Raw genomic sequence first — 15,879 nt, 5'->3', positions numbered from 1 at the left:
GAGTAGCTCCTGAACAGCTTTGGAAAGTTGGTTTTCTTGCGGTTTGGCCTTATAGCTGTATAGATTCGAGGGTTGTCTCTGACACCAAAGAGACGCTGGAGACAAGTGAGTTGACATTCGCAAATATCAAAAAAATATGTGGGAGGGTCACGATGGATGAGCTTTTACCAGGGCTGATTGCCGTTGCCCTTTACGCCTTCTTTAGCTACACCTTAATGGTGATTGGAGAGAAGCTAAACGTGCCGAATGCTTGGTTAGCTTGGATCCCGATTGCTAACATCTGGGTGATGTGTCGAGCTGCTGGTAAACCCGGCTGGTGGGTGATCCTCTTCTTCATTCCCCTAGTCAACTTGATCTTCGGTATCTGGGTGATCTTTGCCATTCCACCCCGCCTGAATAAATCCCGCTGGCTGGGTCTGCTGGTTTTCCTGCCTGTTTTGGGAGCTTTGCTCTACTCAGGCATTCTGGCCTTCACTTGAATTAGCCAGCCTTGCCTTGATACAAACTAAACAATCGAAAAAGTCTACCACTTAAGCAAGTTGAAGCTCTCCATATCGATAGTGGCGCGGTTGCGGTAGATCCCCAGCACGATGGCCAAGCCCACTGCGGCCTCGGCAGCCGCCACAGTGATGACAAACACCGAGAACACCTGGCCGCGAATCATCGCTGAATCGACAAAGTTGGAGAAAGCCATGAAGTTCAGGTTCACCGCATTGAGCATCAGCTCAATCGACATCAGGACGCGAATCGCATTGCGGCTCACAATCAATCCGTAAATACCAATGCAGAAAAGAATCGCTGCCACCACCAAGAAAAACTGCAGTTGCAACATCGCGATGAGCTCCATGTAGATACACAACGACAGGGGTCTCGGGAAAGCTCTAGGTTTTATGGCCGAGAGCAGTCAGCTTTAGCGGGTGCTCACCAGCTCTGCCGGTCGTTCTGACTCTGATTCCAGCTGGGGTCGGGCCCGCTCCAGCAAGCTCAGATCCCCTTCTCCGGCTTGGGGAAGAACAAACTCCCGCCGCGCCAAGACAATGGCCCCAATCAACGCCATCAGCAGCAAAACAGAAGCCAGCTCAAAAGGCAGAAGATAATCGCTGAAGAAGTGGCCGCCGATCACCAACACACTGCTCAAAGGTTGGATCGGCTGCAGCGGCCAAGGGGTGTTCAAAGCCATCGCGGCTAGAAGGGCAAACAGACCCAAACAGACCACCGCCGTCACTCCGTTGCGCAGCCAGCCCAGCTTCAGAGGAGCAAAGTTGTAGCGCCGATTCACCAACATGATGGCAAACAGGATCAACACATTAACCGCGCCGACGTAGATCAGAACTTGGGCTGCGGCCACAAAATCGGCATTCAAGAGGAGATACAACCCGGCCATGCTCAGGAAAACGCCCCCGAGCAGAAAACCGGAATAGACAATGCTGGGGGCCCAAACCACGCCTAGCGCGAAGCCAATGGCCATCGCCGATAGCACCACAAACGTAACCAGTTGTACGCCTTCTCCGAGGGTCATGAGAGATCCGTCCTTAGCCAGTTTCTATTGCTGCTCCCTTACCACTGTACTGTCCTGGCGGATTTAAGAGAAGCCCGACTCCTTTTTCAGATCGATAGAGAAATCTCTAGAGTTGGGTCTCACCAACTGCCGCCCGCTCCGCCACCTCCGCTGCTACCGCCACCGAAGTCTGAATCTCCACCTGAATCTCCACCGAAGTCTGAATCTGTGTCTGTGTCGCTGAGCTCGGGGATGACCACCTCTCGCTCGCTGCGGTACCCGCAGATAGGACAGCTCAGGATTTCCAGCTTCAAGCCGCTAGAGGAATAGGTGGCTTCCCTGAGAACCTGTGTGGTGAGGTCGAGGGTGAGGGCTTGGCACCGAGGGCAGTAAAGGTGTCGGGAGAGCGTGCCTTCGCGCACAACCACAGCTATTCCTTGACAGGTAGGACAAAACCAGCCGTAGTAGCGAGCTCTGCCGCGGCTCCTGGCCAGGCGATGCTCTTGGGGAAGGTACTTATCCAGAAGCTGGGGCTGGATGAGTCGCATGGGTCGACCACAGGCTTGACAGACCACTGGCTGAAAAGGGATCCCACGCTTCCGGCTCAAGGTGCCGTCAGTGGCCATAGCAGCCACAACCGGCAGAGCGAACCCCAGCCAGTTGCCGCTGGACAATCCTAGGAACACGCCAAGGCAGAGGGATCCCGAATAGAGGAAGAGACGAATGGGGTCGCTCTGAACCGAAGAGAGCACAGCACCTGTTCTTGGATCTCTGCGTGTCAGGGAGAGGACTTGTCTTCCCCCTCGCTCAGCCCTTAGAGAGACGGGCATGCGAGAGCGCTGCCACCCCAGTCCCAAAATGATGATCCCCAGCAGCAGCAGGATCCCTTCCACCAGGGAAGAATCAATGCCCTGGGCCACTGCCCCAGAAGAAGTTGCAATCGTTGAGGTGGTAACTCCAGAAGCTGCCGCAGGAACATTGGCAACGGGCTGGCCCTGCAACACCGAGGTCAACTGCCGCACCCCCGCCAGAGTGCCGCCATCAAAATCCCCATTGCGAAACCGAGGCAGGATCTGCTGGTCGATAATCTGCTGGACTCGGCTGTCGGGGAGGATAGCGACCAGGCCCCTGCCCGTTTCGATTTCCACCCGCCGATCCCCTACCGAGATGAGAAACAAAACCCCGTTGTTTTGGCCTGCCTTGCCGATCCCCCAGTAGTTAAATAGCTGCGTGGTGAAGTCTTTTGGTGTTGCATATCCCTGAGTATTCGGCACGGTAACCACTGCCATCTCGGCACTGGTGCGCTGCTCAAGCTGAGTGATAAGACGGTTGAGCTCGTTTTCGGTGCTGCTGCTGAGGATGTTGGCGGTATCGGAAACCCACCCTCCATACTGACGGCGGGGGTTGGGCACTTGTTCAAGGGTAATGGCCCAAGCGGGCTGCGGCAGCAGGGATACAACTAGCAAAACTGCCGCCCAAACTTTCGGCATGGCTTACCTGGCTGAGCGCTGCCTAGGTTCTAGCACAGCTGTCTCGGCTAGACTGGCAGTCCTTTTCCCAGGGAGAGAGGGGAGTTGGGGAACGGTTGAGACAAGCCGCTTCTTGTTGCTGGTAATTGTTAACAGCAACCGGCCCTCAGTCCGGCCAAGGGAGCCAGGCTTCTTCTTGCCATTCCACTTCAAAGCACTCCCGGGCGGCCTGGAGAAAATGTTCGATCAAAGCAGGGATCCCTGGCGCCGTGGGGCAAATGTCGTAGATACCAATCACCTGCGAGCCGGGCAGATACCGTTCCCACAGCTCTAGATTGGGTTGCAATAGGAGGGATCCCTGTTGCAGGATCCCCCAAGGTTGCCACAGTTGGGCGTTGCCCATCAGCTTTTTGCCCTGCCAGCTCAAGTCAGCACGGGTACGGGAGGCAAAGCAACTGGTCTTGTTGCGGTAGCCGGGATCCCGGTGGCTTCGGCCGTGAGCAAAAGCGGGCTCATCTATGGCAATGCCCAGCTCCGCCAACCCCTGCACCCAAAAGCGGCAACAGAAGTCGTACACCCAGGCCCGCTGCAAACTGGGCAACCTGGCTTGCAAGTAAGAAAGGGGCAACACCAAGCTGTAGGTCAGCTCTGCTGCATCCTCAGCCGCCTGATGGAGCACCGCCCTTCCCCCCGTGGGTCGGCGCACAATCGGGATCCCTGGCAGGGGATCTGGCCAAACCTGGTGCCGTCCCAGCGAGAGGGTAAGCTGATCCCAGCCATAAAAGCGCAGGCAGGGGTGAGGGTCATGGCGCAGCCGCTGCAGAAGCCAGGCATCCTGCTCCATTTGCCGGGCCCCAGAGGCCACGCGGTAGGGGAGCCAGTATCCCTGGGATCCCATCCTGGCAAAGCCAGACCTTAAACTTTGGGGAACTCCGCCTGGAGGGGCTCATCATATTCATCGGCCAAGCTGGCCACAATGGTGATGGCCCGGGAAATTTCGCCCGCTGTGATCCCTTCCAAGGTGCGGTAGTGGTTCAGCACCACCTGGTTGTTCCAGATGCAAAAGCGCGCCTCTAGGGTGTCGCTCCAATTCTTCTCCAGGAGCTTCTGCATCAGCTTGGCCGGTTCTGCCACCGGCAGAGAGAGAACGGGAGACCATACCAAAAGAGTGTCTTCTGGGGATTCGCCGCTCAGATGGACGAACACTTCTGCCGTGCCGTAGGTGAACTTCCAGGTGTGTCCCTGCTCATGGTTTTCGTAGGCCGCATCCTCTTTGAGGCTGGAAACCACCGCCGAGACAACCTCAACGCAGCGAAGGGGCTCTGGAAAAACCTCTGGCGAAGGGTTAAAGGTGCTCATGAGCGGCTCACTGTAGACCATGGTCTTCCCCCTATTCCCTATCCAACCACCTCAACTATACCGCTATACCGCCTAAGACTCCGACCTATCCGGTCATCGCTTTGGGATCCTCAACTCAGGCGAGAATGAAACCGTTGGCAATGGTTCACTAAGTGGCCGGACAGGTGAGGGCAAGCGATCCCCCCCCGCCAACTGGAGAGAGAGCCTGTTCAAAAGTCTTTCGAAGAACCTGAGGGAAGCTCTATGGAATCTCCATCTCATCTCCCCCAGAAAGCCATTGGTATTCTTGGAGCCCTGCCCGAGGAAGTGGCCATGCTCACCGCAGCAATGGAAACCTGCTCCATCCATACCCATCTGGGGCGACAGTTCCACCAGGGATCCCTGGCGGGGCAACCGGTGGTGGTGGTACAAGGTGGGGTGGGCAAGGTGCGGGCGGCAACCACGGCGGCTCTGTTGGTGGCCCATTTCCCTTTGCAGGGGATCATTTTTACCGGTGTGGCCGGGGCCTTGGCCGATCACCTGCACATGGGAGATGTGGTGCTGGCCCATGCGGCGATTGAGCACGACTTTGGCACCGGACGACCCGAGGGCTTTGTCTTGGGGATCGACTTTATCCCAGAGCTGCGCCACCCACTGGCCGAGGCCGATAGCGCCCTCTACGACCTGATTGTGGCCCATCCCGAGCGGATCCCTCTCCACCCCCTACAAGGCCGGGATCCCGTCATCCATCAAGGCTTGGTGGCCACCGGCGATGTGTTTGTGGCCGACGCAGACCTACGCCGACAAATCCGAGAACGCACCGGCGCTTTGGTGGTGGAGATGGAAGGGGCAGCCGTGGTGCGAGTAGCGCAAGAAGCCGGGATCCCTTGTTTGCTGGTGCGCTCGGTTAGCGATGCAGGGGACGATACGGATTTCTTGAGCTTTTTTCAAACAGCAGCGCTCAACTCGGCCGCAGTCGTCCGCACCATCCTGCAAAGTCTGCCCCCGTCCTTGCCTTAGCCCGACTGTGGGGATCCGGGGATCCCCTTTCCCAAGGAAGAGTTGGGCTGGATCGCGTTGGCGTTAGTTGTTCATCTCCCGCTCCAGCTTGGCCATCGAGATCTGGCTTTCCAGGCGGGAAATGCCTTCGCGAAGGGTTGCCACCTGTGCTTCAACTTCATCCAAAGATTTGCGAACCGCTTCTGCTGCGCTCATGTGCTGGTTGCGCCGAACCAAAGCCTCGCGGGCAAGGTCATCCTGGTTCTGTTGGCTGGCTTTCTCAGCCCTGACAAACCAATCTTCGGCCTTTTGCAAAATTTCGTCGTACCGCCGTTCCAGTTGCTTGCGACTGGCCAGGGTTGTGGTCAGGCTGCGCTGCAATTGTTTCAGATCCCGCTCCATCTGCCGGATGCTCACCCTCTGTCGGCTGGGCTTTCTCCACAGCACCTTGCTCAGACCCACCATCACCACCGCAGTAGCAATCCCCACACCCGCAGCCGCCGCCGGATTTTCACGAATCAAAGAACCATCCAAAACATTGACCCCCGCAAAGGCCGAGGTTTGCGTGGCCGTCTCCCGAAACTCCCAAGGCATCACCGGATTGCGTTGCTGCCAGAAGCCTAACCGCGCCGCTTGGGCCGCCTCTTGGGCTTCTAGGTAGCGTTGCCGATTGGCCCCGTGCAAAAAGCGCTCGTAAACCACCGCCTGACCCTGGCGCAACATCTCCAAATTCACCAAACCATCGGCGTTGTACACCTGGGCAATGTGAAGCCCTTCCGGTGTGACATAGAGGGTATCCACCTGCACCAGGGATCCCGTCGGGAGCAAGTTTTGCAAAGCCTCTTGGGATAGCCGCCCCCAGCGCCCTTGGGTCAGCTCCGGCGCATCCACATAGGCCAGACGGAAACGGGTTGGCCTGCCGTTCAAGTCCGCCCAAAAGGTGTCCCCATCTACCACCGACCGCACCCGGGCCGTCCCGGAAGATTGTGCTGCCGCTGGAAGAACAAGCCAACTGCCCGAAAGGACAGCCACAGTCATCAGAAGGGAAGTTCTTGAGGTCATGGGGGTCACTCCTATTGTGCAGAACAAGAACAAAAGTTAAGAAATAATAAGATAGGGAAGTTTCGGGAACCAACCGGAACCCCAGGCCGTCTCCAGGACTTGCTACGGGGCTGGCCACTGTTTTCGCATTGCAATTTCTCATTGCAAAGTCAGCAGGGCCAGCTACTCTCCACGTGAGAGAGGCAAACTTTTCCAGCGGATTCCAGCGGAAAGCTGCGGCTCTTGAAGAGTCGGCCCGTTGGGTTGGCTTAATTTGGGTTAGAGTTTAGCTCACCTTCTGGGGCAACGTCACAGCCCTAGGGCGCAATCTTTGTCCCCCGGATCAAATCACAGGCGCAAGCGATAGGGTTCTTCGTCGGGGAAGTCGGGCAGAGGAGGGGGCAGGATCTCGATCTCTCCGGTGGGCAGCGTTTGCAGCACGGTACCCAACTGGACCAGTTGTTCCAGGACGTACAGGCGGGTATCCCGGTCGGTGGTGGAGTTAAACACGCTCAGCCAAACATCGAATTGGGAACGGCGGCTGAGGGGGCTGCGGGCAATGTTATCCCCCAACTGGCGAAATTCATCTCCAGGCAGGCCCACCTGCTCTCGCCAGGCAGCGGCTTGGTAGTAGTCATTGCGGCCCGCTTCCGCATCCCTCAGAAACATAAAGTTAAGTAGGGCGCGATCCACATAAAGTCGCCAGGCGTCAGGGTTGTTTTGGGGGTTGAACTGCTGCAAGCCGCGATCCAAAATCTCGACGGCTTTTTCCGGCTGGCCAGCCCGATAGGCCAACACCAAACTAGAGAGCCGGTAGCCCAAGAGGAAATGGGGATCCAGCCGCAGCATGTGATCGAAGTAGTCGTAGGCCAGGCCATAGCCAGTCAGGGTGCGAGCCGGTGCATCCCCGTAGTACTGGATCAGCTCCAGCCACAGCCAGGAAGCCCCCAAGTTGCGGTAGCCCAGCCACCCCAGCGTATTGGCCAGGGCAATGTTGCGGTTTTTGCGGGCCTCGGCATTTTCCAATTCTCCCAGATTGATCCGCTCCAGCATCGGCAACTGCAGCCGCACCACCAGGATCCCACACAGAAACGCCCCCCCAACGGCGGCCAGAGTGCCTGCCAGGGAGAAGCGAGAGCGACGACGGGGCAAGGAAGCAGTAGCCATGGCAAGTTTTTTGCGGATCCCTGAGGCTGTCGCGAACAGGGCTACACTCAATCATAAGTTGAACCGTTGAGCCTTTCCCCTGCCCATGGCCAGCTCTGCCCTCTCCGCTTCGGAACGAGCCTTGAGCCTTTACGAGGCTCTGCCCTACCCCAATGTGCCCCTCTCGCAGACGGCTCGCAATGCCCTGCCGGAGATGTTCAAGATGAGCTATACCACGGCTCAGTACCTGCGCACCCATACCATCGTCCCGCCAGAGGGCAAGGTGTTGTTGAATGCCGGCTGTGGCTCCGGCTGGGAAACGTTGATGATGGCCGAGGCCAATCCAGGGGCCCAGATTGTTGCCTGTGATCTGTCTCCGGCTTCGGTCAAGCTTACCGAGGAACGCCTGCGCCACCACGGCTTCACAGATGCCGAATTTTATGTCCTCAATCTGCTGGAGCTGGAGCGTCTGGGGATCCAATTCGATTTCATTAGCCTCAATGATGTTTTGTATTTGCTGGAGGATCCCACCGAGGGCCTGCGGGCCATGAAAAATGTCCTCAAGCCCGATGGCATCATCCGGGCCAATCTCCACAGCCGCTATCAACGGCAGGTGTTTTTCCGCCTGCAAGAGGGGTTGCAAAAGGTGGGGCAATTTGACGTTCCGCCAGCAGTAGGGGCCAAGAATGTGCGGGAGTTCATGGGATCCCTTCGGGAAGAAGTGGCCCAGGCGGTGCTCTGGAACCCGGCCAACTATGCCGAAGATGCGGCCATTATGAATAATTACCTACTCTCCAACGACAAGGGGTTCACGATCCCCGACCTGTTTCGCATGTTGCAGCAGGCGGGGTTGAGCTTTTTGAGCTTGGTGGATAGGCCCGACTGGTCGGTGGAGTCTTTGTTTAAAGAGGTACCTGAGTTTGTGCGGCAGCGGTTGGCAACCCTCAGCATCATGGAGCGGCTGCATCTGTATGAACTCCTTCGCCCTGTCCATCGCCTCATCGACTTTTGGGCCGAGCATGCCGGCTCTTCGCCGGTGCTGCCTTGGAGTGACGAAGATTGGCTGTCGGGATCCGTACAATTCAATCCCCTGTTGATGGACAACCCCCGCTTTCGCCAGGAGTACAGCAAAGCCCTGCAAGAGAAGCGGCCCTACGAAATGCAGTGGACAGGGGCCACCCACCGGCGGATCAGCATCCCTGCCGAGAAAGTGAGCTGGTTGGCGCCACTGCTTCAAGGACCAACGCCGGTTCGAGAGCTGATTCAACAGGCCGTCCAGTTGGGATCCCCAGATGAAGAACGAACAACCGCTGAGGTGCTGACCTTCCTAACCAACCTAGAAGACTTTCTTTTTTTGATGCTGCAATAGGCAGCTGATACATTTACGCTGAACACTGCTGAACATCACTGTTCAACTATGCAGCGATAGCATTCTGTTTGCTTCCATTCGCGTTAGCGGGACGGAGTCCAAACAGAATGGCGGTATCCCGCAAAGCTTTGAGTAGAATACCCAAAGCGCAGTTTCCGTGTCGTCCTACTACCAATTTTCTGCTTTGCTTTGGCTACCATGTTGGCAGACTCGAAAGTAAACAGAAAGATCAACTGGTAGTAATCCGTACTGAACACATTATACATTATTTTCAGTATAGTTGAGCTTATTATTGACTAGAGTCATGCTCCCCAAGTTCTGGCTGCCCATACCTGTCTGTTGTTTGTAACCTATGAGTCAGATGTCTGCCCGGTCGGGATCTTACTGGCGCGCAACCCTGACGCGGTGGTTCCCACAGCCTCTGGATCGCTGGGTGGCCGGGATCACCCTCTGCAACCTGGCCATCGGGGTGATCCTGGTGGTGTTGGGCAACCACACAGCTCCTTACGTGCGGGACTTTAACTGGCAACAGCAACGGGTGGGGGCGCAAGAAGTGCAGATGGTGCTCACCTTCAACCGCCCGATGGATCCCGTCAGTGTTGAAGAGCATTTGGAGATCCAGCCCCCTCTGCCAGGCCGAATGCGCAAGCTGGGTCGCCGCTTTTTTTGGACGCTGACAGAACCAGCCCCTTACGGCCAGACCTACCGGGTGCGCCTGCAGGCAGCCGTGGATGAACGGGGCCAGCCCATGGCCCAGCCCTTTGAGGGGGAATTCCGCACGCCGGATCGGCAGTTGCTGGGGATCAGCACCGAACCTGCCCAGCGAGGGCGAATGTTTCTGTTCAACCTGGAGACGGGAGCCGCTACTCTGCTGACTCCAGCTGGGGTCAAGGTAACCCAAATGCAGCCCAGTGCTGATGGCCGCTTCGTGTACTATTTCGCCACGGCCACCAACCTACAGCACCAGGATCTGTACCGGCTGGATCTGGAGGATCTGTCTTCGCGGTTGCTGCTGGATCATCAGGGTTACCAAAACCTGCGCTTCCAAGTCTCGCCGACGGGGGAACTGGTGGTGGCAGAGCGGATCCCGCTGCAACGGGATCCCATGGCTGCCGTCCAGACGGAGCTGTGGATCCAGAAAACGAGCCGGGATCCCTTTGAACGTCTAGAGCTGGATACGGCGGTGGGGGGAGATTTTTTCATTAGCCCCGATGAGAGCAGCCTGCTCATCTCGCAGGGACAGGGGGTGGGGATCGTACCCTTGCATCCACGGGCGGCAGCGGAGAGCTTTCTAGCCCAGTTCGGCCAAACCTTAGCCATCCGCCCCGATGGGGCTTTCGGGGCTTTGCTGCGCTTCAATCCCGACTACACCCGCAGCCTCTCCATCGTCAGCAATACCGGCAACAGCGAGGAGATTTTGAGAACCCAGGGATCCATCCTGAAAGGGGCTTTTTCCCCGCGGGCGCCCATCTTCTACGCCTTGGTCAGTGAGGTCTCTCACGTTAGCGGTGCGGAGCATTATTCTGTTGGCGAGGTCGCGATGGACTCCCCCAGCTACACCGAGTCGCCCCGCCTGCTGGCGATAACGCTCGGCACTGAAGCAGGCAACGCCATAGAGGTGGTTCGAGCCACCTATCCCGTCGATCTGGACTTCAGCATTTCCCCGGATGGACGCATGCTGGCCTACACGCTCTTGGAACCGTTCCCAGGGATCCCGGATCCCTCGGCTCCCCTTAGCCGTAGCGGGCAAGCCATCATGGCCTCGCAAGTGTGGTTGGTGGATTTGCAGGACGGGCTGCCCATTCCTGATGGACAAAGTGGTTCGCACCGCTGGCGGGAACGCCGCCTACCGCTGGGCAGCAGCGCCCTAGCCTGGATCCCTTAGGGCGAGAAAGCCACTTGGAGAACAAACCTGCCTAGAATCAAGACAGGGTGTGCGAGGAGAGGTGATATGCGGCTCATTGACGAGCAGGGGCGGCTTTTGGGAAAGGTCAGCCTCTTGGATCTGGGAGCTCTGGCAATTGTGGTGGTGGCCATTGTCGCCGTCTTGTTCTTTCCGGGTCGGCAGGCGGGCAGTGTCGTCCAGGTGGGAGGTGGCCCCACGCTGCCGGTGGAAGTGGATATGATCGTGCGCGGGATCAGCAGCCGCTCTATGGAACCTTTTCAGGCGGGGCAGAAGGCTGACCTGATCATCCGCAACCAGCCCTACGGCCAGGTGGAGGTGGTGCGAGTGGAAAATGTCAGCCGTACGGTGCCAGTGGTTTTCCCCGATGGGCGGGTGCAGAACTTGCCCGATCCCGAAGCCTATCGCCTCGACCTGGTATTTACGTTGCGAGGGCGCGGCCAGCGGACGGAGAATGGCATCGTCCTGGGCAACAATCGCGTCAAAATCGGTGTTCCCCTAGAGCTAGAGACCTTTGACTACAACTTGCGCGGCACCGTGATGGACGTGCGGCTGCCGCAATCGTAGAGCATGACTCTAGTCAATAATAAGCTCAACTATACTGAAAATAATGTATAACATGTTCAGTACGGATTACTACCAGTTGATCTTTCTGTTTACTTTCGAGTCTGCCAACATGGTAGCCAAAGCAAAGCAGAAAATTGGTAGTAAGACGACACGGAAACTGCGCTTTGGGTATTCTACTCAAAGCTTTGCGGGATACCGCCATTCTGGTTGGAAACAAACAGAATGCTATCGCTGCATAGTTGAACAGTGATGTTCAGCAGTGTTCAGCGTAAATGTATCAGGATGTCAACCCCAATGCAGCTACAGGAAATTGCCCAAAAATTGGGGTGTGCCTACGAGGGGGATCCCACCCTGGAAATTCACAGCGTGGCCAGCCTGGCGGAGGCTCGCCCAGGGGAGCTGAGCTTTCTCAGCGAGGCCCGCTACCTACCTCTCTTGGAGCAAACCCAGGCCAGCGCCGTCATCGTGGAGGAAGGGCTGGCTTTGCCCTGTTCCATTGCCTGCTTGCGGGGCAGGGATCCCCGTCTGCTCTTTGCCCAGGCCATTGAGCTGTTCTACCAACCCTACCGCCTGCCCGTTGGCATCCACCCCACCGCTGTGATCGATTCCAGCGTCGAGCTGGGGGAGGGGGTGGCCATCGGGCCGCACGCGGTGGTGATGGAGGGAGTGAAAATTGGCGACCACACCCAAATTCACCCCAATGTCACCATCTATCCCCACGTGCGGATTGGATCCCGGTGTCAGCTTTTCGCCAACTGCGTTATTCACGAGCGCACAGAAATTGGCGACGACTGTCTGATCCACAGCGGCGCTGTTATCGGCGACGACGGCTTTGGCCACATTCCTCTGGCAGATGGCTCCTGGCGGCGCATGCTGCAGGCGGGCCGAGTGGTGCTGGAAGACAACGTGGAGGTAGGCAGCAACACCACCATCGATCGGGCTGCTGTTGGGGAAACCCGCATTGGCCGGGGCACCAAGATCGACAATCTGGTGCAAATTGGCCACAGCGTGAGGACGGGATCCCACTGCCTGATCATCGCTCAGGTGGGCATTGCCGGCAGCACCCAGTTGGGCCACCACGTCATCTTGGCCGGGCAATGTGGCTTGGCCGGGCATCTTCACATCGGCGATGGCGTGCGTGTAGCCGCCCAGACAGGTGTAACCAGCGATATCCCTGCTGGTCAAACGGTGGCCGGCTACCCCCACCAACCCATTGCCGAATGGCGCAAGAGCATGGCCGTCCAGCGGCACTTGCCTGAGCTGCAACGTACCTTGCGCAAGCTGGAAGCTCGTGTGGCCAAGCTGGAACAGAACGAGGAATCATAAGAGACGGCAAAAGACGTGGATCCACATAAGTCTCCCGCCTTGTCCTGTCGGCCCTAGCTCTGCTCCAGCAACGACCGCAAAGTGTTCAGGTACTCGTTGATGTTGCGCCGGTTGCCGCCGAAATCATATTCCCCAACACGGCCTTCGGAAGTAATGTGTAGACGAGTATGGCCAGGATCCCCTTCTATTGGCGACAGCGAAACCGTTAGATCGTCCACGAACTTAAAAAAGTTGGTGCGGGAGATCCCCTTCACTTCCATCGCCTCAGCATCCACAGAGACCAGTTCCCCCCGCTTCCAAACTTGAAAGGCTTGCTCAGCCGCTTTTAACACCTGGTCTGGGCTAGCTGCAATCACAACTTCCTGTTGGGCGCGATTGTAGGGGGATCCACTCAGGGTGGCCGCTTGTAAGGTGGGGATCCCGCTTGCCAAGCCGAAAAGCAGCACCGCTATCACCACCAAAAGTTTCCAGAAAGACATGCGGACAAAAGGAGAAGTTTACATCTCTTATTATGCCTTTCAGTTAGTAGAACGCTCCTGTTATCACCCTGTCGGCCTGAAGCAGAGCACCTGCCGGTGGTTCTATCGATGGGTTAGCCTACAGCTAATTCACTTGCCCCGAGTGCAAAAATGCTGGCCCAAGAAAAACTCCAAGAGAAAGCCGAGGAAAAGATTACTCCCCTCACCCGCCAGCAACTGGCGGAGCTCATGCCCTCAGCCCAGGGGCTGCTCAGCGATGAACCCGAAATGGAACACTCCCTGCATGCCCTGCAGCTTTTGATTCTGGTCAGCTGCCTCGCCCGCCTCTGGCAAGACCGCAACGACTACTTCCTCGCCTGGAACCTCACCGTCTACTACAGCCGAGAGCAACTCAAAAATAAAGACTTCCGCGGGCCAGATCTGTTTTTGGTCAAAGGGGTAGAAAACCGCCCCCGCCCTTCTTGGGTGGTGTGGGAAGAAGGTGGCAAATACCCGGACTTGATCATCGAGCTGCTTTCGGAATCGACTGCCAAAGTGGATCGGGGTGAGAAGCGGGAGCTTTACGAAAGGATTTTCAGGACACCGGAGTACTTTTACTATTCTCCGGAGACGCAGGAGTTTATGGGTTTGCGACTGAGGGGGGAGAAGTACGAGGAGATTGAGCCAACGGAGCAGGGCTGGCGCTGGAGCGAGATGCTGGAGCTGTATCTGGGGATCCATAACCAACAACTGCGCTACTTTTTCCCCAATGGGGAGCTGGTGCCTACTCCTGAAGAAGCTGAGAGAATCGAGCGCCAACGTGCTGAGCAAGAGCGACAGCGAGCAGAGCGCCTGGCCCAGAAGCTGCGGGAGCTGGGGGTGGATCCCGATACCTTGTAAGGGTAAAGAGAGGAGAACTGGCAATGAGTGACATACTCCCGACCCCGACTGCTGGCAGTACGGAGCGGGCTTCTCGCTTCATCGGGGAGCCTACGCAAGAACCCTCCACGAGCAGACACGGAATGTCCTACCGCGTAGTTGCACCAGATTCCGGCAAAAGCCGTTTTGTGCAACTACTCCTATCATACACCATGTGGGGGTATCTGTATCCCGGCACTGACCCTACGGGTACAGTGCGGGGCTTAGCTACCCCCACACCCCCATAAGCTAACCCGAACCCAATTACTGAGGTGCTGGATCCGGTTTATCTACCCGAGTTGCCCCCCACCCAAGACGAGCTCCCCTACGACGACAGCGAACCTATGGAAAGCTGGCGGCACAGGTGCCAGATGGACTTGCTCATCTCCACTACCCAAACCTGGTTGCAGCAGCGCCCTGATGGCTTTGTCGGTGGCAATATGTTTCTCTACTACAGCTTGGAGCAGACCAGCGGCCGCAATTTCAAAGGGCCGGATTATTTTGTGGTGTTGGGCGTGCCTAAAGGCGAGCGCAAAAGCTGGGTGATTTGGGAGCAGGGCAAAGGGCCGGACGTGGTGATTGAGCTTCTTTCTCCCAGCACTGCCCAGGAGGATAAAACAAGCAAAAAGCAACTTTATGAGCAGATTATCCGGGTGCCGGAGTACTTTTGGTTTGACCCGTTTGATCCAGAAGACTGGGCGGGGTTTCGGCTAAGGGGCGGCCGCTATGAGCCAATTCAAGAGGATGCCGAGGGTTGCTTGCCGAGCGAGGTTTTGGGATTGTACCTAGTGAAGTGGGAGGGCAGGTTTCGGGACATCGAGGCCACCTGGATTCGCTGGGCCACTGCTGCTGGGGAACTGGTACCCACCGAGGCCGAACTGGAGCAGCAAAGGGCTGAGCAGGCCGAACAACGGGCAGGGCGCCTGGCCCGGAAGCTACGAGAGCTAGGGGTAGATCCAGACGCCCTGTAGACAGCCAAGTAACTCAAGACAACAGATGGATCCCTAGGAGGCCAACAGCAACACAGGTAGCTTTTGAATAGCAGGCCGTAATCCCTTGGGAAAGCGCTCCCGCTTCAAGGGATAGCGATAGTTGAGTTGGGGAATAAGTCTCTCCCATTGATAGGGGTTCAAGCCAGTTACCACTGAACAGAACGGCTCTCTACTGAGCTCTAACCCCTCTTCCATGAGCCTGAGAGCTATGTTGCCTGCAGCTATCTCCAGAGTTTGATTGGCCAGTTGCGGATCCGGATCCCCTAGGAAGATCAGAGCATAGTCTTCTGGCTGAGGACTGCGCAGAATTGGCTCCAGCAAGCCCTCCAGTTCTTGGATAAGCTGCTCTGTCTCCATTTCCCAGTAGGGGAAAAGGCCCACGTTGATCTTGCTCAGGCGGATCCCTTGTGGTTTGGAGGTTTGTATCAAACCATCTGTGATTACCGGCCAGTTCTCAGAGGGACTTAACCATACAGCACTAGGCCAACCCTGAACCTCTAGGCTATCTGGCTTCCAGCCATATGGTTCAGCTACACTGTGCAGCCGGAAGAAAACTCCAAGCTCCTGCTCAAAGTCATGGACAGCCTTTGCACACCCTTGCCAGTCTTGATAGTCATCAACTTGGATGAACCCCCTGGGATTAACTTGATGGTAGAGATGACGGAAAATATCCATCGTCGACTGATACCAGTCTGCATCCGCATGCAGCAAGGCAATCTCGCCCACCTGCTCTCGATAAACAGGCAAGGTGTCGGAAAAGAGCCCTGGCACAGGAACAATGAGATCCCAGACCCCTAGTTCCCTGGCAATCACCTCTAAGTTCTCCGAAATGGGTGCCGCTAAAGCACCGGATCC

Annotated in this window: 17 protein-coding genes and 1 pseudogene; 9 read left to right on the top strand and 9 right to left on the bottom strand. The window is 57.1% G+C overall.

All coding sequences use genetic code 11. From position 1 onward, the window contains the following. Window positions 1-152: 152 nt before the first annotated feature. Window positions 153-479 carry a DUF5684 domain-containing protein gene (locus ACVWYZ_RS06660; RefSeq protein ID WP_011432901.1) on the top strand — a complete coding sequence of 109 codons (327 nt, stop codon included), beginning with the start codon at window positions 153-155 and terminating at the stop codon, window positions 477-479. Window positions 480-523: 44 nt separating this feature from the next. On the opposite strand, the gene nuoK is transcribed toward ACVWYZ_RS06660, so the two are convergent. From nuoK to ACVWYZ_RS06635, 5 genes are all read right to left on the bottom strand, one after another. Further along, complete coding sequence (gene nuoK / locus ACVWYZ_RS06655; RefSeq protein ID WP_414328814.1) at window positions 524-829, bottom strand: NADH-quinone oxidoreductase subunit NuoK; 306 nt, start codon at window positions 827-829, stop codon at window positions 524-526. A gap of 81 nt (window positions 830-910) precedes the next feature. Next, the gene (locus ACVWYZ_RS06650; protein WP_011432903.1) at window positions 911-1,519 is read right to left on the bottom strand and encodes an NADH-quinone oxidoreductase subunit J; all 609 of its coding nucleotides are present in this window, start codon (window positions 1,517-1,519) and stop codon (window positions 911-913) included. Between the two features lie 119 nt (window positions 1,520-1,638). Next, window positions 1,639-2,988 carry a TPM domain-containing protein gene (locus ACVWYZ_RS06645; RefSeq protein WP_457466574.1) on the bottom strand — a complete coding sequence of 450 codons (1,350 nt, stop codon included), beginning with the start codon at window positions 2,986-2,988 and terminating at the stop codon, window positions 1,639-1,641. A gap of 145 nt (window positions 2,989-3,133) precedes the next feature. Continuing rightward, complete coding sequence (locus ACVWYZ_RS06640) at window positions 3,134-3,865, bottom strand: lipoyl protein ligase domain-containing protein (RefSeq protein WP_011432905.1); 732 nt, start codon at window positions 3,863-3,865, stop codon at window positions 3,134-3,136. Between the two features lie 17 nt (window positions 3,866-3,882). Continuing rightward, a complete protein-coding gene (locus tag ACVWYZ_RS06635; RefSeq protein ID WP_414328810.1) occupies window positions 3,883-4,347 on the bottom strand; it encodes a YbjN domain-containing protein in 465 nt (154 codons plus the stop codon). Window positions 4,348-4,569: 222 nt separating this feature from the next. On the opposite strand from ACVWYZ_RS06635, the gene ACVWYZ_RS06630 reads away from it, so the two are divergent. Continuing rightward, window positions 4,570-5,325, top strand: coding sequence for a 5'-methylthioadenosine/adenosylhomocysteine nucleosidase (locus ACVWYZ_RS06630; protein WP_414357952.1), 756 nt, complete (start codon window positions 4,570-4,572; stop codon window positions 5,323-5,325). Window positions 5,326-5,388: 63 nt separating this feature from the next. On the opposite strand, the gene ACVWYZ_RS06625 is transcribed toward ACVWYZ_RS06630, so the two are convergent. Further along, window positions 5,389-6,366, bottom strand: a complete 978-nt coding sequence (locus tag ACVWYZ_RS06625) for a PspA/IM30 family protein (RefSeq protein ID WP_011432908.1) — start codon at window positions 6,364-6,366, stop codon at window positions 5,389-5,391. A 327-nt stretch (window positions 6,367-6,693) separates the two neighbouring features. Further along, window positions 6,694-7,512 carry a hypothetical protein gene (locus ACVWYZ_RS06620; protein ID WP_457466573.1) on the bottom strand — a complete coding sequence of 273 codons (819 nt, stop codon included), beginning with the start codon at window positions 7,510-7,512 and terminating at the stop codon, window positions 6,694-6,696. An 85-nt stretch (window positions 7,513-7,597) separates the two neighbouring features. On the opposite strand from ACVWYZ_RS06620, the gene ACVWYZ_RS06615 reads away from it, so the two are divergent. The 5 genes and pseudogenes from ACVWYZ_RS06615 (at window position 7,598) to lpxD (ending at window position 12,656) form a co-directional block, all read left to right on the top strand. After that, the gene (locus ACVWYZ_RS06615; protein ID WP_457466572.1) at window positions 7,598-8,860 is read left to right on the top strand and encodes a class I SAM-dependent methyltransferase; all 1,263 of its coding nucleotides are present in this window, start codon (window positions 7,598-7,600) and stop codon (window positions 8,858-8,860) included. 361 nt (window positions 8,861-9,221) lie between these two features. After that, a complete protein-coding gene (locus tag ACVWYZ_RS06610) occupies window positions 9,222-10,745 on the top strand; it encodes a hypothetical protein (protein WP_457384492.1) in 1,524 nt (507 codons plus the stop codon). 66 nt (window positions 10,746-10,811) lie between these two features. Further along, on the top strand, window positions 10,812-11,330 hold the full coding sequence (locus ACVWYZ_RS06605; protein WP_457384493.1) for a DUF4330 domain-containing protein: 519 nt from the start codon (window positions 10,812-10,814) through the stop codon (window positions 11,328-11,330). Window positions 11,331-11,385: 55 nt separating this feature from the next. Beyond that, window positions 11,386-11,569: pseudogene (locus tag ACVWYZ_RS06600) on the top strand (hypothetical protein); the annotation flags it as partial. Between the two features lie 55 nt (window positions 11,570-11,624). Then, a complete protein-coding gene (gene lpxD / locus ACVWYZ_RS06595; RefSeq protein WP_457466621.1) occupies window positions 11,625-12,656 on the top strand; it encodes a UDP-3-O-(3-hydroxymyristoyl)glucosamine N-acyltransferase in 1,032 nt (343 codons plus the stop codon). Between the two features lie 53 nt (window positions 12,657-12,709). Here lpxD and ACVWYZ_RS06590 read toward each other — a convergent pair whose 3' ends face one another. Next, window positions 12,710-13,135, bottom strand: coding sequence for a DUF1499 domain-containing protein (locus ACVWYZ_RS06590; RefSeq protein ID WP_457466571.1), 426 nt, complete (start codon window positions 13,133-13,135; stop codon window positions 12,710-12,712). 150 nt (window positions 13,136-13,285) lie between these two features. Between ACVWYZ_RS06590 and ACVWYZ_RS06585 the strand changes: the two genes are divergently transcribed. Then, the gene (locus tag ACVWYZ_RS06585; RefSeq protein ID WP_457384496.1) at window positions 13,286-14,014 is read left to right on the top strand and encodes a Uma2 family endonuclease; all 729 of its coding nucleotides are present in this window, start codon (window positions 13,286-13,288) and stop codon (window positions 14,012-14,014) included. A 290-nt stretch (window positions 14,015-14,304) separates the two neighbouring features. Further along, window positions 14,305-15,003, top strand: coding sequence for a Uma2 family endonuclease (locus ACVWYZ_RS06580; protein ID WP_457466570.1), 699 nt, complete (start codon window positions 14,305-14,307; stop codon window positions 15,001-15,003). A gap of 33 nt (window positions 15,004-15,036) precedes the next feature. On the opposite strand, the gene ACVWYZ_RS06575 is transcribed toward ACVWYZ_RS06580, so the two are convergent. Next, a partial coding sequence (locus tag ACVWYZ_RS06575) for a TylF/MycF/NovP-related O-methyltransferase (protein WP_457466569.1) occupies window positions 15,037-15,879 on the bottom strand: 843 nt, incomplete at its 5' end.

The organism is Thermostichus sp. MS-CIW-37 (assembly GCF_054060065.1).
Note: the sequence above shows the minus strand (reverse complement) of the source record. Positions and strands in the feature narration are given on the sequence as shown.

Bases quoted from the DNA above. Each gene is read 5' to 3' on its own strand.
- ACVWYZ_RS06585 (WP_457384496.1), top strand. From the start codon at position 13,286: ATGCTGGCCCAAGAAAAACTCCAAGAGAAAGCCGAGGAAAAGATTACT.
- ACVWYZ_RS06615 (WP_457466572.1), top strand. From the start codon at position 7,598: ATGGCCAGCTCTGCCCTCTCCGCTTCGGAACGAGCCTTGAGCCTTTAC.
- ACVWYZ_RS06635 (WP_414328810.1), bottom strand. From the start codon at position 4,347: ATGGTCTACAGTGAGCCGCTCATGAGCACCTTTAACCCTTCGCCAGAG.
- ACVWYZ_RS06625 (WP_011432908.1), bottom strand. From the start codon at position 6,366: ATGACCTCAAGAACTTCCCTTCTGATGACTGTGGCTGTCCTTTCGGGC.
- ACVWYZ_RS06605 (WP_457384493.1), top strand. From the start codon at position 10,812: ATGCGGCTCATTGACGAGCAGGGGCGGCTTTTGGGAAAGGTCAGCCTC.
- ACVWYZ_RS06630 (WP_414357952.1), top strand. From the start codon at position 4,570: ATGGAATCTCCATCTCATCTCCCCCAGAAAGCCATTGGTATTCTTGGA.
- ACVWYZ_RS06610 (WP_457384492.1), top strand. From the start codon at position 9,222: ATGTCTGCCCGGTCGGGATCTTACTGGCGCGCAACCCTGACGCGGTGG.
- ACVWYZ_RS06590 (WP_457466571.1), bottom strand. From the start codon at position 13,135: ATGTCTTTCTGGAAACTTTTGGTGGTGATAGCGGTGCTGCTTTTCGGC.
- ACVWYZ_RS06650 (WP_011432903.1), bottom strand. From the start codon at position 1,519: ATGACCCTCGGAGAAGGCGTACAACTGGTTACGTTTGTGGTGCTATCG.
- ACVWYZ_RS06660 (WP_011432901.1), top strand. From the start codon at position 153: ATGGATGAGCTTTTACCAGGGCTGATTGCCGTTGCCCTTTACGCCTTC.
- ACVWYZ_RS06620 (WP_457466573.1), bottom strand. From the start codon at position 7,512: ATGGCTACTGCTTCCTTGCCCCGTCGTCGCTCTCGCTTCTCCCTGGCA.
- ACVWYZ_RS06640 (WP_011432905.1), bottom strand. From the start codon at position 3,865: ATGGGATCCCAGGGATACTGGCTCCCCTACCGCGTGGCCTCTGGGGCC.
- ACVWYZ_RS06645 (WP_457466574.1), bottom strand. From the start codon at position 2,988: ATGCCGAAAGTTTGGGCGGCAGTTTTGCTAGTTGTATCCCTGCTGCCG.
- lpxD (WP_457466621.1), top strand. From the start codon at position 11,625: ATGCAGCTACAGGAAATTGCCCAAAAATTGGGGTGTGCCTACGAGGGG.